This is a genomic window from Limnospira sp. PMC 289.06, assembly GCF_032350395.1.
GTDB lineage: Bacteria > Cyanobacteriota > Cyanobacteriia > Cyanobacteriales > Microcoleaceae > Limnospira > Limnospira platensis.
On record NZ_JARPLC010000016.1, the window covers coordinates 1 to 21,997 of the forward strand.

A 21,997-nucleotide genomic window follows, 5' to 3' on the forward strand; every position below is an offset into this window, starting at 1 on the left:
GAGGTTATTTCAGGCATTGCAGCCTTATTTGACTCCTAAACGTCTCGCACGTATGCCCTACCGTAGTTGCATTTCTGCCAATCCTGTTTAGATTAAAGCAAATATACCTCAAAAACTGATTTGTCTAGTTCCTGTGAATCTTTTACCTGCTGCCTGGAGGAAGCTAGAACAATGCAGCAAAACCGCATAGATTCAATGGTCAAGGTTCAGTGTACGCCTTGAGGCAACAAGGTTTTTTAAGTGGTTGGTTACCTTTATCCACGCTCAATCTGTGTAGCATTTATCTAGTAAGCGTGTCAAGTCAAACAGCGATGTTGTTCGAGAGTTGATCAGGTCTTGGGCTGACGGGCACTAAAGTACCCGTGTCGCCTTTCATCCTTGCTCTCTTGAGACAAGGTTTTCATGCTCCAGTGCTGTTCGCATAACAACACCCTCAAGACCCGAAACATCCTGTCGGTACTATTGCATACCTGGCTGGAGTTGCTGGATGATAAGTACAAGTTGCTAGGACCCGCAAGACTTTTTTTGGTGATTTACGGGCGTTAACCTGTTACCTGTACTTAGACAGTTGGGAGGGCCTACTGACGTTTATCCTGCAAGGTTTAGAGTTAGACATTCTACCCAATAGCAGTCGAATTTCTATAATGAGAATGGCTGCGATCGTTTACAATAGGGTGATTGCTCAGTGGAAGCATTCCCAGATCTGATGGAAAAAGATAAAGAATTTGCCGTTCATCAACAAGTTAGAGTGATTGCTCTACCGCCATATATCAAAACAGCGGAACCCATGCCGATTCTACGGCCTCCGAACGTGATCAAGTTAGGTGAAGTGGGGGTAGTTCTCGATCGCCGTCCTGGTGGTTACTGGGGCGTTAGATTCACCAAAGGTTCATTTTTAATAGAGAGCCAATATATTGAGGCAGTGGAAAACCCAGAGCCAGAAAGCAGGGTGTCTGACTGACACCCTGGGGAGTTAAACCAACAGTCAAATTACCACAGGCCTCTAATTGGACCAGGAGCCGGCGCTGGTGCCGGCGCTGGTGCGGGTACAGGCCGTGGCACTGGTGCAGGTGCAGGCCGTGGCGCGGGTGTTGGTGCGGGCCGTGGTTGTACAACACCAGCACCAGCACCTGGTAAATCAACTCGTTGAGCAGAACAGCCACCGACAATTCTTGTACCATCGGAGAACTGAGTCCCAAACTGTGAACCCTGTCTAAACAGAGATCCCAATTCGGTACTTACGCTCTGCATTTTAGCGACTGTTGCCGGAATATTGGCGACATCGACATACATTCCCGGCACAGGATAGTATTTCAGAAACTCCAAGAAAGAGATTTTGCCATCGTTGCTGAGGGCGTTAATCAGTCCAGCGCGAATAGCTTTGCCATTAGCAACTCGCCGATGGGTTCGTACAGTTGCACCAATTTCATCAGTTAGTTCTTGACCTGTGGGAGTGTAAATCATACAGGAAAATGGTACTAGGTCAAAGCCAATTTCTAATCCCATCAATCCCCGCAGGGTGTCTGCCTGAATCCCGGAAGCACCGACAATCTGGCGAATAGTTTTAGTGGTCACTCCATCTCTGGTAAATGCCTCTAAATCGCTGATGTTGATGGGAGCTTGGAAAGGTCCATAGGTGAGAATCACTCGCTCGGCGGCGATCGCACCACTTTGAGCAAAAATTACACCAGCGATCGCTCCGAAAAACAATCCCGGACGAAAATTCTTCACACTTGGTAGTTTCATGTAAAACCTCACTTAAAAGAATGAAAACTGCCATTTCTCATAACAGATACACTTAACCCCCAAAAATTGGGCAATAGTCGGAAGTATCTGAGTATTGCACAATCTTAAAAAGCAGACGTGGAGGTGTCTCTTAATGCTTTCAACATTAGGTTGAAAGCGGACTATTCTCATGTACAAATCGCCTTTTGTCAGCCAAAATTTACAGGCGATGCACTTTACGTCTACTACAGAACAGCTATGCTGCTATAGGCCTTGACGGTTCCGAGTGTATCAATAGTTGGGTATAATGTCAAGCATTTGGGTAAGAATTTCCCAATAATAAACTAGCAGTCGGCAGGCCTTATGCACCACAATTTCGGATCCGGTTGCGGTTATAGTCAGCTTAAATGTAGTTGCCAAATTTCACAAGCTCGAAAACATTAATTTTTGCCAATCTGTTCCTAGTTCCCAGGATTTGAGGGGTTAACTAGGTAGCAAAATGAAGAGTGATTTCATGGCTTCTAGGCTTAGAATGGCTACTACTCCTCCCGCTGATAGGAGAGTCACGGGAATCAGAATCCTCTGTAGTAGACGCAGCGATCGCATTAGTTCCTGTTCATAGTATTGTTTAACATTATACAGGGCACCATCGAGATGTCCGGTTTCTTCGCCAGTGCGAATCAAATTGATAGCGATCGCCGGGAGTCGTTCCCGCAGACATTGGCTGAGATTTTTGCCGGCGGGAATTTGTCCCAAGGCTACGGTTAAAGTTCCCCTCATCTGCGGACATGGAATGCGATCGCGCACCAATTCGATCGCCATGAGAATTGGCAAGCCACATCTAATGGGCAATTCCAACTCAGCTAGATATAGCATAGAACGGGCGGTTTGAATACGACGGATCAAAGGCAGTCTGGGGATAAGTTTGTAGACCATAAACCCGACAACGCCGGCTAGAAACATCCACAACAGCCAATCATTTAGGTTAGCCTCATGGGTGTATAAGATAGTCGCCAGTAGCAACAGAAGACTGAAAGCAGTAGTCGCAGCAGCTATGGTCACAGAACGATAAAAATTTTGTCGGTGGGTCTGCTGTTTTTCAATTTCAGCCAGTTGTAACAACATTTCCGGTAGTGCGCCGCTGGTGGCTGCTATATCCAGCAAACTAGCAGTCCACCAGTCAAATATCCGAGGGGCTCGTCTGAAAGCGACAGATAAATCTTCCCCACGACCGAGAGATTTAATCACTTTCCCCAGGTAACGACCAAGCCGAGGATTGCTTTTTTTGGCGATTACTATCAAACTTTGATAGACTGTCAAACCAGATTCCAACAGCACTGCCAGTTTAGTATATAGTTGGGCTTTTTCCTGGGGGGTCATAGGGCATGGGTGCAAGGAATTAGGAACTCTCTTTAAAACCGGGTTTCTATGCTGTTTCTAGGTTGTCAAAGAATATTTTCGGAATAAACGGGGTTTTTTGAACATCAACTGAGCCATGACTTTCGGCCATGGGGGTTGCTCGTTGGGGGTTACATATCTACGAGTTTCCGCCTGACTCGTTCTCGGTGAGCGATAATTGGTGATGGTTGGGGTTGTTCGCTGAGTTCTAGGGCGATCCCATAGGAATTAAAAGCCTCTTGATATAGGGCAATTTGCTCGAAGGCTTGGCCGCGTCTGACCCAGGCTTCCCAGTAGTCGGGTTTGATTTTAATGAGTCGGTCATAAGCAGCGATCGCATCTTGATAGCGATCGAGTTTTTCCAAGATCGCCCCTTGTTCTAACCAAATTTGGTAATTGTCTGGCCAAATAGCGATCGCCTCAGAAAAAGCATCCACCGCCTGCACATATTGTCCCAAACGAGCTAAAACCTGTCCCAGTTTCACCCAGGCTTGAAAGTTATCAGGTTTTTGGCGAACCAATTTCCGATAAGCCATGACTGCTTCTTCATCTCGTTTAAGTAGTTCCAATGCCATACCTCGCTGTAGTCCCACTTGGTCTGCTAGTTCGAGGGTTAAAACAGTAGTTTGAATTACTTTATCGTAGGCCTTCAGCGCATCCTCATAGCGTCCTAATCTTTCTAAGGTCAATCCCCGCTGGTTCCAAGCCTCGAGGAAGTTTGGTTGTACTTGCAGGGCATTATCGCAGGCAATTATGGCTTCTGGGTAACGCCGCAACTGAAATAAAGCGACTGCGCGACCTAACCAGGCTTCGGGAAAGTTAGAATTGAGTTGAGTAGCGCGGTCAAAAGAAGCGATCGCGGATTTATATTCTTTTAAATCCAGTAAAGTTTGACCCCGACCTATCCAAATAGCTGGGGACTCCGGGTTAATTTCCAAAGCCCGATCTAGGCTAAGTAAAGCAGTTTTCGGCCACCCCGATTTCAGAGCCATACCTTTATAAAACCAGGCTTCGTAATCGTTGGGTTGCAGTTGGATCACTTGGTCATAACAGGCGATCGCATCATTGTAGCGATGTAATTTTTGTAAGGCAATCCCCCGATTAAAAATAGCCTTGAAGCTCGCTGGTTGCAGTTCTAAGGCTTTATCGTAGGAAGCGATCGCATCGACATAACGATGCTCACGAGTCAGCATTTCCCCACGATGAAACCAGGCTTCATAGTTAGCCGGTTCCAGTTTGACCGCCCGATCTAATGATGCCACGGCTTCACTATAGCGATCGTCATTCATCAAAGCACTACCCTGGTGATACCATAGAGCCGAAATATTTGGTTTAATTTCGATCGCCCGTTTATAGGAAGCCGCAGCAGCCTCAAATTGTAGGGATGCTTCCAAAGCCAAACCCCTCTCATACCAGGCTTCAAAGTTATTGGGTTCCATAGTTAAAGCCTTGTCAAAAGAGGCGATCGCTTCTTCATAGCGTTCTAACTTCGATAGAGTCATACCTCTAAACGTCCACGGCCAATAATTTCTCGGACGCAATTTAATAGCCCGATCATAGGCCCCCAGTGCCTTTTTATACTGTTTCAACTTTCGTAATGTATTACCCAAGCGCAACCAAGCCGCCCACGAATCAGGCTTTAACTTAACCGCGATCTGATAATGTATCAGAGCCTGATCATATCGCTCCCGTTTATATAAACGATTCCCCTGGTTATACTCCCGAAATGCTTTAAATATATTGAATATCCCCCAGTTCCCGGCTTGATCTTGTTCCACCCCAACAGAATCACCCTCACCAGTGGATGTCTGAGATGTTTCAGCAGGGGTAGTTACAGGCGCAGGCTGCTGGTTTAACTGTTCATCTGTGTTCAGCAACGTCTCTTTCCTCACCGTGGCTTGATTTTGACTTTACCCACCCCGGTTAGACAGGGCTTTTTTGACTTTCAGATATCTTGCCAGTTTACCAGAATTGATACTCCGGCGGTGAACCAAACATCGTCAACCAAGTTTTCCCAGGTTAGATCGCCATACTTGGGCTTTAATTCACAAAAAAGTTTCCTTGTCAATACCTAGATTATCAGTAAAAGTTATATTGTTTATAGACTTGATTTATAGTTGTGATCTAAATCATAGCCAAAATCTGAAAATGTAAGGCAAGATCATTGATGGGAGAACGAAGGATATCCAAAGCCAATGGCAATATTTAACCGTCAATAACCCACCACTAAATGGGAGTACCGATTCTAGTGGGGGCTTGAAATAGCCCTAGTTGGACTGATCAAGCTAGGAAATGCGATCGCTAACCATTGCGGATTAGTTGTCAACAAGATTGAAGATCCAGTGTACAGCAAAAAGTATACTAACTGGTGGCGATCGCCATCTGTATTCCTATTTGAGGGATTTAATCATGAATTGGGCAAACCATACTATGCCCCGTCTGCACCTTGCTAGTTGGGTTAAAAATCATTCACACCACCATTTTCACCCATCATTTTCGCCCCTTCAACCTCTGCGACAGTGGCTGAACCAGATACAAGTCAAAAATCCGAAAACCGCCCGATTGCTATGTAGTTTAATTCCGACTCAATGCCCCTTTGAGCGAGATATTAAATTTGGCGATCGCACTATTTTTCACATTCCGCCCTTATGCAAACTCAATCCGGTTTATGAAGAATTAGTCAGTTTACGTTTTCGCGCTTTATGCTATCTGGCTGATGAATGTGGCGAGGATATCACCGCTTATCTCGGAGGCTAAAATCAGATGAAATGGTGAACCGCCAGATCAGAGTTTAATGGTTGACGATTAACCCCCATCACCCTACAACCCCTAGGTTGGAGGAGATGGGGGATTGTTAATCGAAATTAACCCCCAAAAAGATGGGCAAAAACCATGGTGTTAATGAACTAAAATCAGCCTCAGTTTTCAGAAAACGGCAAATGGGCAGGTTGAGCAAATTATCAAGTGGAAAGGTGAACTACGCAACTCCATAAGCGCGATTCATTGGCAGTGGTAGTTAACCAATTGTCTCTACTTTACTGATCTAATTCCGCATAGTGAGACTCTGATAATTCAGGTTTATCTGCGGTCCTATGGTTAGGGTGTAACCAGACAATTTGACGCTGGCGGGGGTCTATTCGGTTGCCATTTTCTTGCATAATATTTTGAGCTTGTTGAGGGTCAAAATAGCGACTAAACTCCTCTTGATGTTGTTGAACCCTGGCTTCAGTCATATTAACTTCCGCCTCAATTTCTCGCCATTTATCATGGACGATGCGTTGATTCGGCACAATTTGGACCAGTGCTGCTACTGCGAATGCAGATAATGTGAAATTTGTCAATATTTTCGCCGTAGTTTCTAATGCGAGCGATCGATGATTTCGATTGGTGCGAGGTCGGACTCGGGCTTGAGAACGACGACGCAAGGGACGGGGAGACTGCTGTGGTTTTTGAGGTGGTGTAGAAGGTTTAATCGCGTACATGATCGTCGTCTCAGTATATTTTTATCATCGAGTCTGATGCGAAGGCAAGTTGTCAGGCTGGTAGCCCGGTTGATGCGTCCCTGCATCATCTGTGGAGTTATGCAATCCTTTGCTGCGAAACTTAACCCGCAGCACTATAAATAAAAAGACCCCGACAGTTAAGCCTAGTGATAGAGACTAATTTACTGCATTATGCAGCAATTGTCTCCATTACGATCGCTTTTCTGTCGAAGTCCGGTTATTGTCCCTAGAGACAACAAAGACAGGGATCGATTCTATTTATAAAGTTCGGTGGAAAGACGGAATGCCAAAATACCGGGGATCAAGGCAATTACCAAAGCCACAAAAACTTGGGTATCGGTTAGAGACATAATAAAGAAACTCCTTGGATCTGAATGTGATCTTGATTGTTGACTAATTTGAACTAATATGGGTCGCTTGGGAAGAGTTTGTAACAAGTTTAAACAAAATGTTACGGTTTTTGGGGAAACTGGGGACCACTGATGGCGATCGCCATTGATGTCCCCAAACTGATGCTATTCTACCAGCCAGGACTTGAGGCTAGGCTCCCAGCTTACCAATTCCTCATCCTTAAACCACAGGGCGATTTCTTTTTGGGCTGTTTCTGGTGCGTCTGACCCGTGAATTAAGTTGCGACCAACACTAATCCCAAAATCTCCCCGCAGGGTTCCCGGTTCAGCATTCAGGGGGTTAGTAGCGCCGATAATCTTCCTAGCAGAGGCGATGACACCTTCTCCTTCCCACACCATTGCTACTAGAGGACCGGAAATGATGAAAGAAACCAGATCATTGAAAAATGGTCTTTCTTTGTGGACATCATAATGTTGTTCAGCCAGTTGGCGGCTGGCTTTCATCATTTTTAAACCCACCAGGGTAAAGCCTTTGGCTTCAAAGCGTTTGATAATCTCGCCGATGAGTCCCCGTTGAACACCATCAGGCTTAATAGCTAGAAATGTGCGTTCCAAGCCTAATCTCCTGTTCTTAGCAAATATCTACAGGAATCAGATTAACCCATTTTGAGTCACTGTCATCATTTAATTGGCTGATCAATTGACTCCACCTAGGGAGAGTTAATCGTTGGTGTAGTTGGTCTCAATAGTGTATAGTGTCACTGTCCCTGAATCTATAACCCCGAAATGCCATCGGATTTATCGCCTATTTGGATTTCCTTAAAAATCTCGCTACTAGCTACAGCCATCACTTTTATAGGGGGAGTTTTGGCGGCTTATCAATTGTATAGTTATCAAGGTAAATGGAAATCATTAATTGAAAGTCTTTTAATTTCTCCCCTGATTTTGCCCCCGACAGTGGTGGGATTTATTTTGCTGCGATTTTTTGGGGATAGAGGCCTATTAAGCGGGGTTTTAGCTATCCTCAATATCAATATTGTCTTTACTTGGTATGGGGGCATTATTGCGGCTACTGTGGTGACTTTTCCCCTCATCTATAAAACTTCCTGTGGGGCTTTTGAACAAATAGATAGCAATTTGTTAGTTGCCGCCCGCATTTTAGGGGCTTCTCAACTCAAGGTTTTTGTGCGAGTAGCGTTTCCTTTGGCTTTTCCTGGTATTATTTCGGGGGCGACTTTGGCTTTTTCTAGGGGACTGGGAGAGTTTGGGGCAACTCTGATGTTGGCTGGCAATATTCCGGGAGTTACTCAAACTATTCCTTTGGCGATTTATGGGGCGGTACAAGCTGGAGAAATTCAGGAAGCCTGGATATGGTCAGGGGTGATTTTATCGATTTCTTTATCGGCAATTACTTTGGCGAATTTGGGGATTAAATGGCAGCGATCGCCTCGCAAATCTCCGGGGGTTAATCATCCTCATATCAAGATTAAACTACCGGATGATTTTAGCATATATCCGCCGGAAAGTAAAGGGTTACAAGTCAATATTTATAAACAACTTCCGGATTTTGGATTACAGGTAAAATTTGCTGGCTATCCCGAAGAACCCCTAGGGATTTTGGGTGCATCTGGTACGGGAAAAAGTATGATTTTAAGATGTATTGTCGGGGTGGATACTCCCACCAGTGGCAGGATAGTTTTAAACGGGAAGGTGCTATTTGATTCTGTCCAGAAAATAAATATTCCGAGTGGCGATCGCCATATAGGTTTTTTGGCTCAAAATTACGCCCTATTTCCCCATTTAACTGTGGCGGAAAATATCGCCTTTGGTTTATCAGACCAACTCTCCCATCGTCAAATACAGAGGAAGGTTGAGGAACAATTAATCAGGGTGAAACTTCCGGGGATAGGAAACCGTTATCCTCATCAACTATCAGGGGGACAACAACAGCGAGTCGCCCTAGCCAGGGCTTTAGTAGGGGAACCCGAAATTTTACTGTTAGATGAACCCTTTTCCGCCCTAGATAGCCACATTCGATATCAAATGGAACAGGAACTTATCCAAATATTAGAAACCTATCCAGGAGTGACATTATTTGTGACCCATAACCGTTCAGAAGCCTATCGTATTTGTCCTCGGTTATTAGTAATTAATCAGGGACGGGTAGAAGCGTCTGGTTCCACACAAGATATTTTTGATCACCCCCCTACTTTATCAACCGCCCAACTGACAGGATGCAAAAACTTTTCACGGGTGGTCAGAATTTCGGAACGGGTGATAAAAAGCCTTGACTGGGGGTGTAACTTAGAATTATCAAATCCCCTTCCCCAGGGATTAACTCATGTAGGAATTAGGGCTTATCAGGTTGGGGAAAACCTGAGTTTATGGTCAGAAACCAACCCACCAGGAGAAAAAAATATCTTTCCTTGCTGGGTAGTTTTTACGATAAAATCACCCAAACAAATGAGCCTTTATCTTAAGTTAAACAGTCCCCCCAATCACCCCCAAAATTATCACCTTCAAGCTGATATTTCTAAAGCTAAATGGCAGGAACTTAATAACCATGAATTTCCTTGGAAAATTGCTCTGGCTGCTGACCAACTTTTGCCACTGGTAAACCCGGATAATTATGATACTATCCCATCACCAGATATCCTGACTAACAGGGGATTAAACTAATTTTTAATACCGCATAAATTCGGGACTACCCAAGAAAATTGCACCCTGTAAATTGGGGGGACTTTCTGCTAAAATTTGGCGAGTTTGGGCAGATAACAAAACCCCTAAAGTTTCCTCTAGCTGCTTGACATCAACTGGGTTGCCTTTATGGAGTAGTCCCCCCGCTAAGGGGACGGCTAAACTACTGCGACGCACCATGGTATCTGGGTTTAACCAAGCCTGTTGAGTGTTTTTATATCCATCAGGAGAAGGACAGCCATAAAGAGGCATTCCCAACTGATTTAAAATGCCGTTAATGGGGTCATAATTAGTCACTTCTCCGACGGCGCGCATGACTGAGGTTATATAACGATAGGGGTTTTTGAATTTACTATTGTAGTGATTTTCCTCCCAAAACTCGGTGCTGTTAAATAAGGTTTTGAGAACTTCGGTGATATCGCCTTGGGTTTCGATAAAGCGATCGCCTAAAGCCTTAACTAAAGATGATGGGGGTTCATCAGCCACAAATGCTTGGGCTAATTTATAACCGATATGTTTGGCGGTGGCGGGGTGACTGGCTAAGATATCTAATGCTTCCTCAACCTCCTCGATACCTCTGCCTTTAATAGTTCTACCCAAGAGGATTTTATCATTAAAATCATGGCGAGTTTCATCAAAATAAAATCCCTCCTGATTGCGGGGGCGATCGCTTGGTTTTGGCAATCCCCAACCTGTCAAAATTCGGGCTAATTCCATCACGTCATTTTGTGTATATCCCCCCTCAACTCCCAAGGTGTGCAACTCCAACAATTCCCGCGCATAATTCTCATTCAACCCCTTAAATCTTCCCGTTGCACCGGGACTATTAGGGGCGGTATTTTGCCAATTATCCAAATAGAATAACATAGCCGGATGCCTAGCGGTTGCGCCTAGTAGGGTGCGGAATTTCCCCCAAACATGAGGTCTAATGGCGTGTTCTTCATAGGACCCAATCCAAATTCTACTCAGTCCTTGCAATCCAAATACATTAAAATGGTTAAACCAAAAATCGACCATCACCTCTTCTAATTGGCGGGGACTATGTAAAGCCCGAATCATTCTAGCGCGACGAATTTGGTTAATTACTCTCTGTTGAAATTGCCGCCTAACTTGTGCGAGTTGAGGCTGTCCTAACCCCAGTTTTTGGGCTTCATTAACCTCTCGATTTTGTTCTCTAACTAGCTTTCCCGGTCGCCAGGGGAGGGTATCTAAGGGCTGAAGTTCCTGGGTGAGAGTTGCCGGAATAGCTAAAGAATTGGGGTTAAGTTGTGAGTTAATATATCCCGCCATCCCGGTATTTTTAATTTGATTAATCTGACCGTTAATTAAGCCTAAACTCAGTCGGTTAACCAGATGAATAATTTGGCGATCGCCCATAATTCTATACTCCTGAAAATGTTAACGCCCTAATTTATTCGGGATACCATCACAGCCGCCGGGAATAGTATTTCGAGATTTTGACCCCGACCAAGCACAGCAATAATAACGATTCTCCTCGGAGAGGTTCAAAACCCCAGTAAAATCAGCATTTTCTATGACAGCCCCAGTATTAGCACCAGTAGAGTAGTCAGGAATTAATGTCCGAGTCCGGGGACTGGCGTTTTCCACTGAACCATAAAAGAATTTAGTCGATCGCAGATTACTATGGGTGAGGTTGGCTTCATAGAGAATAGCGCGAGATAAATTAGCACGCACCAGGTCACAATTAGTTAAATTAGCGCGGACTAGGTTCGCTTCTCCCAGGTCTGTGCGCCGCAGATCGGTATTTTTTAAGTCCGTCCCGGCTAACATGGCTCCTAAATCAATAACTCGAATACCTTCGGCTCTATCTTCAGCATAACTGCCATTACCATCTAATATAGGGCGACCCAAATGGCGATCGCGTTTGAGGGGAGTAATTAACCGCGCCTGGGACAGAAACCGGAGAATTTTGGCTTTCCCATCTGCGTCTACACTACGAATAATGGCGGCGGTCCGTCCCTCTGCAATTACCCGTTCCTGGGGCCAATCTTCTAATAGTCCCTGTTCCCCTAAGGCTAAATCAGAGACCCCCTGAAAATAAGCATCGATGGTCTGTTGTTGGGTGATGCGGTTTTGCTGAATGGTTAAATCCCGGGAGATTACATATTGTCGCCAAGCCACATATACGGCTAAAATGGCGATCATAATTTGACCCAAAGCGCCGATCAATTCCCCCAGTGCGCCGATCGCATCCCAGTTAATTACAATATTACGGGCTGCGTCTGTGTTGGAACCACTCAGCATCAACAGCCCGGTAATTGCCGATAAAATCCCGAAACTAGCGACGATTAAACTACGCCAGATAGGAGGAATTAGGGTTGTCCAAATTTTACCCCAACTCGGCCAAATAATTAACAGTGATGCGGCAATAGCCACAACGGCGCTGAGATAGCCGACCCAGACGTTATCGATCGCTAACCCTAAAATCATGACGGCGATCGCCCCCAGGGTCAACACGGAAGCCAAAAAGTTACTGGGTTTGGGATTTTCCAACTCCCCTTTCCCTTTGTTGTTGGGGGACTCTTCTAGGTGAAACACCTCCCCATGTTCGGTGTAGGATAAGGCTGGATTCTCAGACGCTGAGGGACTCAGGGTAATGGTGTTAGGGCTCTTTCCATTGGGGCTATCAATATCCTGATGAGGCTGTTGCGGTGCGGATAAATTGGGTTCTGTCATACTGGTTGATAAAGGCTAGGAAAGATTTAATGCTCTTCTCTGGATCTATTGTATCTAAAGTTCCGGCAGATCGGGTATCGTAAATGTATTATAAAAATTGACTGATAATTCAGATATAATCAAATTTGCTATATTATATCCATGAAGTGCAAGTTATCTGACTATACCAAAAAATTAGGAGTTAGCTACCCAACTCCAGGGCGTTGCTGGAAGTCTAAACAGCTACCCCATACCACTAAACAGACTGTTACCCGCCAGATTATGGTTGATTTTCACGCCCACAGTTTAGCCCCTTCTGCGAAAATAGTTAGGCAATTTGTCCCATGGTTACATCAGCGGCAAAATCTGGTTATTTAGACTTCCCAGGCGACAGGTTAAGTGAATATGCGATCGCTCCATAAATGAGAGGACAGGTTAATAAGAATACCGCTTAATTCCGGCAAATATTAACTCCATATTATCAGAATAATATCTAGTTTTTTGATAAGATAAATAAAATACAATAAAAACTATAATAAATAACTAATAAGTATTAGTATTTTCTAAGTTATTTATATTCGAAAATTAAAGTATATAAACGACCCCAAAATCGATGAAATCACTACTCCCCATAGGAATTACTAGATGTCTAAATGCGCGCCTATCTAGGCGGATTGCCTTTTGGGTTGCCACTAGCATAGTTGTGATTGAATTAATTATTTTGGTGCCATCAGTGTATCGTCGTCGCCAAGAGTTGTTATCTAAATTGCAGCACCTAACCTCTCAAAAAATCGCTTGGATAGTAGCAACTTACCCCCATCAAACGCCGGAGGATTTTCTCAAACAACTGCAAAATTTACATTATATGAACTCTGATATTATGGGAGGGTCTCTCTATAGTTCCGACGGACAACTAATTGGCAGTTTTGGGGAAACTCCAGCTTTATCTTATCCAGAAGCCAGAGATGTACAAATACTGTATGTAAACACTCCCGAAGGCGATCGCTATGATCTTACCTGTGATACTTTTCCCCGCCTAGATGATTATCTCATTATCCTCCGCTATGATGCCTCTCCTATTCATCGGGAAGTCTGGTATTTTATTGTACGAATTGCGGGACTGGTTTTGATTATTTCTGTGTTTGTCACTGGTGCGACCATGGTGGTGCTTAACTATTTAGTGATTTTGCCGATTTTGAATTTACGACAGGATTTAATCAACGCGGGTTCAGCTATTGCTAATCATCGGTTACCCCCTCACTTTTATGCTGCTTCTGTGGAAAGTCGCGATGAATTGGGGGATGTGATTCGCGCATTTATGCAGATGTATCATCAAATTTCTGAGGCGATCGCACAACAAAAACAAGCCGAGGAAGCCTTACGCCAAGAAAAGGAAAAATCCGATGAATTATTGTTAAATATTCTGCCGGAAACCATAGCCGATAAGTTAAAAAATACCCACAGGTGTATTGCGGATAGATTTGAACAGGCGACTATTTTATTTGCAGATATAACTAATTTTACCGAACTTGCTTCGCAATTAACACCCACAGAATTGGTGGATTTACTTAATCAACTTTTTTCCGCTTTTGACCGCCTTACAGATAAGTATGGTTTGGAGAAAATTAAAACTATTGGTGATGCTTATATGGTGGTTGGGGGAATTCCTAACCCCCGTGATGATCACCCTCAAGCCGTCGCTGATATGGCTATAGAAATGCAACAAGTTGTCCAACAATTCCACTGCGTTAGCCTTCCAGTTGCTGAAGCCTCTGGGTTAGCAGAAGGGTCTACAGATGATCATAAACAGGGGGAAATTAGCCACCAACTGAATATCCGTATTGGTATTAATATGGGTCCGGTGGTGGCTGGGGTTATTGGTTTAAAAAAGTTTACCTATGATTTATGGGGAGATGCGGTCAATACTGCTAGTCGTATGGAGTCACAAGGTGAACCCGGAAAAATCCAAGTCAGTCAGACCGTATACTGGCATTTAAAACAACAATATATCTTAGAAAAACGAGGGGTTGTTTCTGTGAAAGGGAAAGGCAATATGACCACTTACTGGCTAATTGGTAAACGGTCAAAATCTGTGGATTAATCAAGTTGGTTAAATTTTGGATAAATTACCACTTGATTACGACCTTATTTTTTGGCGTCATAAAGTGCTTTATCTGCCTCCATAAGTAAGCCATCCAGACTAATTTCTGATGAGTTATAAATAGTCACACCAATACTCACAGTTATATGAATAGTCTGGTCATCAACGTATATGGGAGTTGTGGCGATCGCCTCTCTAATTCTTTCCGCTACCACCAAGGCTTCATCAGCTTTAGTTTCCGGTAAAAATACCACAAATTCTTCCCCTCCAAACCTGCCAAAAATATCCACTTTTCTTAAAGCATTTACCGTGACAGCTGCCATTATTTTGAGGGCTTTATCTCCGATATTATGACCATAATTATCATTAATTAACTTAAAATGATCAATATCAATCATTAACACAGAAAAGGGGTTATTATAGCGGTGGGTACGTTGAAATTCGCGCTCACCCAAAACTAAGAGATGGCGACGATTAGCAATACCTGTTAAAGCGTCTGTCGTCGCTAACTTTTCTAATTCAACTAAGGCTTGTTTTAATTCATCGCGAGTATATTTTAACTCTAAATGAGTTTTAACGCGAGCCAGTAGTTCAGGAGCCTTATAGGGTTTAGTAACATAATCAACCGCCCCTTGACTAAAAGCCTGAAGTAAATGTTCAGATTCATTACTAGCCGTCAATAAAATAATCGGAATTTCTGCATAAAGCGGGTCAGCCTTCAAATGCTCACACACCTGCAAACCGTTAATTTCCGGCATCATTAAATCAAGTAAAATCAAGTCAGGATTAGCAGTTTTTACCCTTTCGATCGCCTGTTTACCGCTGGTGGCGAAGGTTGTGGCGTAACCCACATCATCAAGCATCGCCCCCACGACCTGCAAATTTTTGCTGACATCATCAACAATCAAAATCAAAAAATTTTCTGGTTGAAAAGAATTCACTACACACTGGGCTATTAATTCCAAGACTATACATTGATCCTATACCAATTGTTAACCAATGACAACTAAATACGACAGTAACAACCTGTTCAATTAGTAATAATCACCATAAGTTATTCACCATAAATATCTATAAGCGATCGTCGCAGGTCTGGAAAGGCTCTGACCGTCCCAGGGATTTTGTCCCAGTCAAATTGTTCGAGTTGGGAACTCAGGGTTAAAGCATATTCAACAAAAGCCGGATAGGGATACTGCTGCGACCATTGAACCAACTGCTCCGAAAATGCCTGTAAATCCCTCATTTTGAGAGTTTGTCCTAGTTCTGGCCAAAATATTTCTTCCTGTTGCTGGAGTTTTTCCAGTAATTCATCAATGGACCCATGGGGGAACTCTGGGGAAACCGGAAAAGCCGGGGGTACTGGTGAGGTATCATCAGCCACTGATTCAACAGTATTTACAGTATCCAGGGGAAGCAGTTGTTTTAACACTAAAACTAACTGTGAACGACTTACAGGTTTATGCAAAAAACCATCTTGGAGAGAAGATAATTCTTGGTGGTCACGATCTAAAGATGAGGCAGTTAAAATAATAATTGGAATCTGCTTAGTGGCGGGATTAGCCTTTAATTGTTTAGTCGCTTCCACCCCATCTAGTTCCGGCATTCGCAAATCCATCATAATTAAATCGGGTTTCTCTAGTTCCGCTATTTGAATAGCTTCGATGCCATTATGTGCCAGCCACAGATGATGATGGGAATTGACAAAATATCCCTGAATTAAATCTAAGTTAGATTGGACATCATCAACCACTAATATTTTACTGCTTTGAATTTGATTTAAATCATCATTTATTTCGACAATTCTATCGTCAGGTTGCCAATCTATGGGTGTAACTTGCGGGAAAATTAAGGTAAATTTACTACCTTTACCTAGTTGACTTTCCAGGCTGATAGTTCCCCCAAGCATTTGGGTGAGTCGTTTAGTAATTGCTAACCCTAGTCCTGAACCACCATATTTGCGGGTACTTTGTCCTTCACTTTGAATAAAACTATCAAAAATGCGTTCCTGTTGTTCTGGTGCGATACCAATTCCCGTATCAGCGATCGCAATTTATAGGGACATAGTAGGTTCCGTATTATCCGCACTTACCGGAGTATTACTGTTAGTCAAAACCGAAACTTTCACCGAACCATTATCAGTAAATTTGAGAGCATTTCCCACCACATTTAACAAAATCTGTCGTAACCTGACTTCATCAAAGATAATCGCCTTCGGCAAATCATCATTAATTTCTATAATCAATTCTACCTTTTTTTCTGCTGCTTTTTGGCAGAAAATTTGGTAGATTTCTTCTAGCATAACCCGTAAATCCATAGGCTCCTGATGGAGTTCCATTTTTCCGGCTTCAATTTTGGATAAATCCAGAATATCATTAATCAAAGCCAGTAAGGTTTTACCACTAGCCCCAATGGATTTAACATATTGTTTTTGACGAGGTTCCGCCACCAAACCCTGTAGCAGATCGCAAAATCCTAGAATCGCATTCATGGGAGTCCGAATTTCATGACTCATATTAGCTAAAAATTCACTCTTAGCCCGGTTAGCAGCTTCGGCGTGGCGTGTCGCTTCTTTGAGGGCTTGATTTTTGTGTTCTAGTTCGAGTTTATGTAATTTTTCCTGCTCCAAAAGTTGCGCCTGTGCTAAGGCGATTCCTACTTGTTGAGCGATAGCTTCTATTAGTTCAATTTCGTCGTGAGTCCACTGGCGGAACCTATCGCACTGTTGCAAACTAATTACTCCATTCGGTTCCCCTTTGTAGGAAGTCCGAACACTTAACATGGATTTTAAATTAATTTGGCGACAGAGATCATAATGGGGAAAAAGCAGGGGGTCTTTGTAGACATCATCAGAAGCTATAGCCTGATCCTGATTTAATAATATGGCAAGATGTCGATTCTTACTAATGGGTATTTCTATCCCCATAAAATACTCATATTGCCCCCTTAAATACTCTACTACCATAGTTATTTTTTGGCTAGAATTCGGCGAATAACGATGAATTAAACAGCGATTTACATGAAAGGCTTCCCCCACTAAACTAACTGTAGCTTGAACAATGTGTTGGCTGTCAAGACTTTGGCGAATTTCGTCCGTAATCTGTTGTTGTAGTAAAGTATTTTGAAAAGCCTGTTCCAGAACTTTTTTAGCCTGTTGACGTTCGATTTCATTACCAATCCACATGGCAATTAATTGCAATAATTGCCGTTCACTATTGCGAAAGGGAGTATGGCGAGGATGGGGACTACAAAAGTTAATAGTTCCATATACATATTGTCCCACTACAATCCGAACACCAATATAGGCTTGGAGTCCTAGGTTATGATAAGCTGGATGTTTTTTAAATTCTGACTGTGCCGCAGAGGCAATACAGACAATTTCCGAACAGTTAAAAGTGGCTTCACAAAAGGTATTTTTTAAGGGGAACAAATCGCCTTTTTCAATGGGTGGTGTCAGTCCTGGGGGAGTTTGTACCGCTACCACCTGATAGCGATCGCCTTGAATATGAGAAAGCATCCCAATTTCTAAGCCAAATTGTAGTCGCCCCATAGACAGTAAAGATTCTAGCCTCTGATTAAAATTTAGATGAGGAGCCACAGCAATCTGATATAATTCTCGGAGAGCCACTTCTCTGGCTTGTAACTCTTCTTCGGCTTCTTTACGAACAGTAATATCCTCAGCAATACCAGCAAAGCGGTAGATATTTCCGTTCTGATCATAAATCGGAAAAGAACAAGCACGAATCCAGCGCCTTTCGCCATCTGGGCGAAAAATAGGATACTCTAACTCTAATTCTTTTTTCCTCATAAATTGGTGTTTCATTCCACTAATTACTTTCGATCTATAATTCACATCTATCGAATCAAACCAAGACTCAGGAGATTGATATAAACTCTCACAAGTTCTGCCCCAAATTTGCTCATAAGCCGGACTAATATACAGGACTTCTCCATGGCGAGAAACTATAAAAAATGCTTCGGAAATTGCCTCAGCAAATTGACGGAACTTTTCCTCGCTTTCCCGCAAAGCCTGTTCAGTTTGTTTTTGTTGTTCAATTTGGTTTTGTAGTTGCTGAGTTCTCTGTTTAACTCGGGTTTCTAGTTCTTGATTAAGGCGCTGAAGTTCATGTTCAGCTTTTTGGCGATCGCTAATATCTTGTAACATAGCCGTATAAACGACTTGATCAGATAATTGCAACCTAGATATAGAAGCCTCTGCCGGAAAAACTTCCCCATTTTTACGCTGTCCGACAACCTCTCGCCTTCCCTTCATCGGAGCATTTAAAATTGCCTTTTGACCAAAATTTTGGATATGTTTTTCATGTATTTTGTGGATATTTTTCGGCAAAAGAATATTCAGAGGTTGTCCGATAACCTCATCAATAGTATAGCCAAAAATTCTTTCTGCACCCTGATTAAATAAAGTGATACGTTGGTCTTCTCCTACCGAAATAATCGCCTCTTCCGCAATATCTAAAATCCCCCTAAACTTTTGATTGCTCTCCATTAGAGCTTGTTCTAATCGGCGACTTTTATCAATTTCTTGTTGTAATATCTGATTTTTTTCGGTCAAGGTTTTAGTACGTTCTTGGACTAAATACTGCAAATTTTGATTAAGTTTATTTAAGGCTTTACGACTCTCCTCTAATGCCATAATATCTCGATAGGAACGCAAAGCAGCAATAATAGTTGTAATTAATTTTTGCTGAGTCATTTCTACCTTAGTTTTATAATCATTAATATCATAATCAATAATTACAGAATCTTCCGGTGCTTCCCCCGGATATCCAGTTTTAAGGATAATTCTCACCCAGGAATTATTCAGATTTTTGCGGATATATTTAACCAAATCCAGACCCGCATTATTAGTTTCCATCACCACATCTAACAACAAAACAGCCGTGTCAGGATTAGCGGCGATCGCCCCTTGTGCTTCCCCCGCCGAATAAGCCGAAATAAAAGTTAAAGGTCTCTGTTCAAAAGTCAAAGTTTTTAAAACCATTCGTGTGGCTTGATGCACTTCTTGATCATCATCCACCAGCATAATTTTCCAGGGTTTTCTCAAATCGACATCATCAATGATTGGAGATAAGACAGAACCTTCCTCCTCATCCTCAATAATCGTTAAAATCTCTTCATCTTTAGTAACATCACCCCAAGGATTTTGATTATACATTTATTATTGATCCCTATCAATTAAATACTTCACTGTTCATGTGCTAGGACGGCGCGGACAGTTGATGATAAATTTAGATCCTACTCCCACCTGACTATCACAAGAAATTGTACCTTTCAAAGTTTTAGTTACCAAATTATACACAATGTGTAAACCCAAGCCATTCCCCCCGTGATTACGAGTGGTAGTAAAAAAAGGGTCAAAAATATGCTCCAGGTTTTCGGAAAGAATACCACAACCATCATCACTGTATTCAATCAAAAAGTGATCATCACCAACCTCTGCTATCTTTAAATATAACTGACCTGACTCCGATGGTTGGTAAGCATGAATCAGAGAATTAATCACCAAATTCGTGATCACCTGAGAAATAGCGCCAGGATAGCTATCTACCTCTATGGTGTCATCCCCCTCAACGACAATGCGATGATGGGTCTGTTTCAGTTTAGGACGAATGTTCAATAGAATTTCCTCTAAATAAGGTCTGAGGGTAAAAGTGCGCCTTTCTAGGGAAGTTTGGTCAACAGCTACTTGCTGAAAACTCTGGACTAATTCTGCTGAACGCTGGAGATTACTCAAAATCAGTTTACTGCTTTCCAATACTATATCAAGATACATATTTAAAGCCGATCGCTTTAACGGTTGCAATTGACAAAGACTCAAAAACTTTTTGGTTTCACTCACCAAAAACGAAGCCGCCATAATTCCCGTACCCACCGGAGTATTAATTTCATGAGCTACCCCCGCCACCAAGCCTCCTAAAGTCGCCATTTTTTCAGCTTCAATCAGTCGTTTTTGCACCGTTTTTAGTCGTTGGGATGTCTGGGAAAGTTCTGCATTTTGTTCAGTGACTTTCTGTTGCAGAGTCCGATAAAGCAAAGCATTTTCTAAGGAAATTGCCACCTGAACTGAGAGCAAACTGACAATTTGTATTTGTTCATCTTCAAAACTGCCATTTGTCATATTTTTTTCCAGGTAAAAAATACCAATTAGCCGTTTTTGACGAATTAAAGGAATCCCCAAAATCGACTTAGGTTTATGACTTTTGATATATTCATCATCCCTAAAAATTTGGTGGTTATAAGCATTATTCAGCAACACATATTCATGAGTGCGCGCTACATAGTTAATGATAGACTTAGGAAAAGATTTATCTGACAGTGTATTAAGAGGAATTGACCGCAAAACAGTCACCTCATCAATATCCATCTCTGCCATAGCTTCAATCATCCATTCTTGAGAGATTTCCTGACTAGATTTATGGTCACATGGCAAAATCAAATAACCTATTTCTGCATCTGTATTCTCGATAATAATTTTCATGGTTTTAGCCAACAGACTCGCCAAAACCGTTTCCCCAGACAAGGTTTGATAAGCCTGTAGAACATGACCAAGATTAAAAATTTGGGCATTGCTTGGGTATTCTCGACTCTGAGAGACTGAACTTTTCCACCAGTTGGCGGGAGAAAAAACATCAGGATATCGATACTTAATATCTTTAACTTTTGCGGTAGCTTCCCAGCGGCTATAAGTACCATGAGCCGCCTTTATATAAATCACAAAAAATCGCTCTAAATTTTGTTGTTTATAAAATTCTGCTGCCAATTCATAGGCGATCGCTATTTCGTGAATCGCACCATTTGTAATCACCTCAGAAACCGCTTGTTCGTACTTTTGCAGTGCTGATAATATCTGATTTGAGAGGCGTTCTAACTCCGCCTCCACCAAAATATACCGATGTTTAAAACTCCCATAAATATGATGATTCCAGGATGACATTAAGCCCTGATTTGTGCGGATTTTCTCTAAAATAGCATCCCGCTTTGACCCCGACAGAGTTTCCGCCTTTGCCACCAAAGTTAGGGAATAATAAAACAAATATTCTCCCCGGTTAAAAATACTTAAACTATCATCAATATAATTACCAACTAACTCAGCCGCCTGTAAAGCCGATTCATAATCTCGAAATAGATAGCACAGAATCAATTGGAAGCAGTGAACATCAAATAAAGTCGAACTGCTATTAACCGGATTTAATAGCAATAACATTTCCTGTTCTATATCCTTCCATACCGAGGCATTAATCCAGTCTGATTTTTGGTTTAAATTCCGCAATTTTTGCATCATCGTACTCGCCGGTTGCGTCAGACCTCCATAAATTCCAATAATAACTCGATAATTGGACACTGACGCACTCGGTAGGCGACCTCTAACGTACCTTGAACATACCTTGTAGGGTGCGTCAGACCCGGTAAATAGCAACCATAACCCGATAACTTGAAACTGACGCACCTCTGGTCTATGTCAGACTGGATAATGGAAACTGACGCACCTCTGGTCTATGTCAGACTGGATAATGGAAACTGACGCACCT

Annotated in this window: 16 protein-coding genes; 4 read left to right on the forward strand and 12 right to left on the reverse strand. The window is 42.6% G+C overall.

Annotated features, from left to right (window positions below; genetic code table 11):
* Positions 1-706 precede the first annotated feature (706 nt).
* Positions 707-961, forward strand: coding sequence for a regulatory protein SipA (sipA, locus tag P5674_RS05725; protein ID WP_006670270.1), 255 nt, complete (start codon positions 707-709; stop codon positions 959-961).
* 29 nt (positions 962-990) lie between these two features.
* Here sipA and P5674_RS05730 read toward each other — a convergent pair whose 3' ends face one another.
* From P5674_RS05730 to P5674_RS05740, 3 genes are all read right to left on the reverse strand, one after another.
* Positions 991-1,746, reverse strand: coding sequence for an alpha/beta hydrolase (locus tag P5674_RS05730; protein WP_006618721.1), 756 nt, complete (start codon positions 1,744-1,746; stop codon positions 991-993).
* A 462-nt stretch (positions 1,747-2,208) separates the two neighbouring features.
* Positions 2,209-3,063, reverse strand: coding sequence for a type II secretion system F family protein (locus P5674_RS05735; protein ID WP_315669858.1), 855 nt, complete (start codon positions 3,061-3,063; stop codon positions 2,209-2,211).
* A gap of 191 nt (positions 3,064-3,254) precedes the next feature.
* Entirely contained in the window at positions 3,255-5,000 is a 1,746-nt protein-coding gene (locus P5674_RS05740; RefSeq protein WP_006618723.1) for a tetratricopeptide repeat protein, read from the reverse strand.
* A 532-nt stretch (positions 5,001-5,532) separates the two neighbouring features.
* Between P5674_RS05740 and P5674_RS05745 the strand changes: the two genes are divergently transcribed.
* Positions 5,533-5,880, forward strand: coding sequence for a Mo-dependent nitrogenase C-terminal domain-containing protein (locus P5674_RS05745; RefSeq protein WP_006618724.1), 348 nt, complete (start codon positions 5,533-5,535; stop codon positions 5,878-5,880).
* A gap of 278 nt (positions 5,881-6,158) precedes the next feature.
* On the opposite strand, the gene P5674_RS05750 is transcribed toward P5674_RS05745, so the two are convergent.
* The 3 genes from P5674_RS05750 to ndk form a co-directional block, all read right to left on the reverse strand.
* On the reverse strand, positions 6,159-6,605 hold the full coding sequence (locus P5674_RS05750; protein WP_006618725.1) for a hypothetical protein: 447 nt from the start codon (positions 6,603-6,605) through the stop codon (positions 6,159-6,161).
* 275 nt (positions 6,606-6,880) lie between these two features.
* Positions 6,881-6,976, reverse strand: coding sequence for a photosystem I reaction center subunit XII (gene psaM, locus P5674_RS05755; RefSeq protein WP_006618726.1), 96 nt, complete (start codon positions 6,974-6,976; stop codon positions 6,881-6,883).
* Positions 6,977-7,141: 165 nt separating this feature from the next.
* Positions 7,142-7,591, reverse strand: coding sequence for a nucleoside-diphosphate kinase (gene ndk, locus P5674_RS05760; RefSeq protein WP_006618727.1), 450 nt, complete (start codon positions 7,589-7,591; stop codon positions 7,142-7,144).
* A gap of 171 nt (positions 7,592-7,762) precedes the next feature.
* Between ndk and modB the strand changes: the two genes are divergently transcribed.
* The gene (gene modB / locus P5674_RS05765) at positions 7,763-9,655 is read left to right on the forward strand and encodes a molybdate ABC transporter permease subunit (RefSeq protein WP_006618728.1); all 1,893 of its coding nucleotides are present in this window, start codon (positions 7,763-7,765) and stop codon (positions 9,653-9,655) included.
* 3 nt (positions 9,656-9,658) lie between these two features.
* Here modB and P5674_RS05770 read toward each other — a convergent pair whose 3' ends face one another.
* Both P5674_RS05770 and P5674_RS05775 read right to left on the reverse strand, forming a co-directional pair.
* Positions 9,659-11,050 carry a DUF1800 domain-containing protein gene (locus tag P5674_RS05770; RefSeq protein ID WP_014274087.1) on the reverse strand — a complete coding sequence of 464 codons (1,392 nt, stop codon included), beginning with the start codon at positions 11,048-11,050 and terminating at the stop codon, positions 9,659-9,661.
* Positions 11,051-11,071: 21 nt separating this feature from the next.
* Complete coding sequence (locus P5674_RS05775; RefSeq protein ID WP_006618730.1) at positions 11,072-12,370, reverse strand: pentapeptide repeat-containing protein; 1,299 nt, start codon at positions 12,368-12,370, stop codon at positions 11,072-11,074.
* 592 nt (positions 12,371-12,962) lie between these two features.
* On the opposite strand from P5674_RS05775, the gene P5674_RS05780 reads away from it, so the two are divergent.
* Positions 12,963-14,450 (forward strand): adenylate/guanylate cyclase domain-containing protein, encoded by a 1,488-nt coding sequence (locus P5674_RS05780; protein ID WP_043467924.1) that lies wholly within the window; start codon positions 12,963-12,965, stop codon positions 14,448-14,450.
* Between the two features lie 44 nt (positions 14,451-14,494).
* Here P5674_RS05780 and P5674_RS05785 read toward each other — a convergent pair whose 3' ends face one another.
* The 4 genes from P5674_RS05785 to P5674_RS05800 form a co-directional block, all read right to left on the reverse strand.
* On the reverse strand, positions 14,495-15,391 hold the full coding sequence (locus P5674_RS05785) for a GGDEF domain-containing response regulator (RefSeq protein ID WP_014274090.1): 897 nt from the start codon (positions 15,389-15,391) through the stop codon (positions 14,495-14,497).
* 113 nt (positions 15,392-15,504) lie between these two features.
* On the reverse strand, positions 15,505-16,500 hold the full coding sequence (locus tag P5674_RS05790) for an ATP-binding response regulator (RefSeq protein WP_308805625.1): 996 nt from the start codon (positions 16,498-16,500) through the stop codon (positions 15,505-15,507).
* On the reverse strand, positions 16,501-19,623 hold the full coding sequence (locus P5674_RS05795; protein ID WP_014274092.1) for a PAS domain S-box protein: 3,123 nt from the start codon (positions 19,621-19,623) through the stop codon (positions 16,501-16,503). It lies immediately after the preceding gene.
* A gap of 36 nt (positions 19,624-19,659) precedes the next feature.
* Positions 19,660-21,750 carry a GAF domain-containing sensor histidine kinase gene (locus P5674_RS05800; protein ID WP_286171668.1) on the reverse strand — a complete coding sequence of 697 codons (2,091 nt, stop codon included), beginning with the start codon at positions 21,748-21,750 and terminating at the stop codon, positions 19,660-19,662.
* Positions 21,751-21,997 lie beyond the last annotated feature (247 nt).

Excerpts from the sequence above, each read along its gene's own strand:
- psaM (WP_006618726.1), bottom strand. The coding sequence starts at position 6,976 with ATGTCTCTAACCGATACCCAAGTTTTTGTGGCTTTGGTAATTGCCTTG.
- P5674_RS05800 (WP_286171668.1), bottom strand. The coding sequence starts at position 21,750 with ATGATGCAAAAATTGCGGAATTTAAACCAAAAATCAGACTGGATTAAT.
- modB (WP_006618728.1), top strand. The coding sequence starts at position 7,763 with ATGCCATCGGATTTATCGCCTATTTGGATTTCCTTAAAAATCTCGCTA.
- P5674_RS05745 (WP_006618724.1), top strand. The coding sequence starts at position 5,533 with ATGAATTGGGCAAACCATACTATGCCCCGTCTGCACCTTGCTAGTTGG.
- P5674_RS05780 (WP_043467924.1), top strand. The coding sequence starts at position 12,963 with ATGAAATCACTACTCCCCATAGGAATTACTAGATGTCTAAATGCGCGC.
- P5674_RS05775 (WP_006618730.1), bottom strand. The coding sequence starts at position 12,370 with ATGACAGAACCCAATTTATCCGCACCGCAACAGCCTCATCAGGATATT.
- sipA (WP_006670270.1), top strand. The coding sequence starts at position 707 with ATGGAAAAAGATAAAGAATTTGCCGTTCATCAACAAGTTAGAGTGATT.
- P5674_RS05730 (WP_006618721.1), bottom strand. The coding sequence starts at position 1,746 with ATGAAACTACCAAGTGTGAAGAATTTTCGTCCGGGATTGTTTTTCGGA.
- P5674_RS05795 (WP_014274092.1), bottom strand. The coding sequence starts at position 19,623 with ATGTATAATCAAAATCCTTGGGGTGATGTTACTAAAGATGAAGAGATT.
- P5674_RS05770 (WP_014274087.1), bottom strand. The coding sequence starts at position 11,050 with ATGGGCGATCGCCAAATTATTCATCTGGTTAACCGACTGAGTTTAGGC.
- P5674_RS05750 (WP_006618725.1), bottom strand. The coding sequence starts at position 6,605 with ATGTACGCGATTAAACCTTCTACACCACCTCAAAAACCACAGCAGTCT.